The 255-nt window shown below is 64.7% G+C and carries 1 protein-coding gene; it reads left to right on the top strand.

Annotated features, from left to right (window positions below; all coding sequences use genetic code 11):
• Positions 1–255 (top strand): response regulator transcription factor (locus tag AB4Y32_RS40650; protein ID WP_368726600.1); only part of this gene is annotated, 255 nt, incomplete at both ends.

Consider the following 255-nt stretch of genomic DNA (forward strand, 5'->3'; position numbering starts at 1 on the left):
ATCTGATCCGTCGAGTACGGGCAGAGCAGCCTTCGCTGCCCGTACTCGTGCTGAGCATTCACGACGAGGCGCAGGTGGCGTCGCGCGCATTGCGCGCGGGCGCGACGGGCTATCTGACCAAAGACAGTGATCCGGACGTGCTGCTCGCGGCGATCCGCAAGCTCGCGGACGGTGGCCGCTTCATCGATCCGAAACTCGTCGATGCCATGGTCTTCGAAACACAGCGCGGCGACGTGCCGCCGCATGAAGTGCTGT

The sequence above is a fragment of the Paraburkholderia phymatum genome, assembly GCF_040965635.1.
Taxonomy (GTDB): Bacteria; Pseudomonadota; Gammaproteobacteria; order Burkholderiales; family Burkholderiaceae; genus Paraburkholderia; species Paraburkholderia phymatum_B.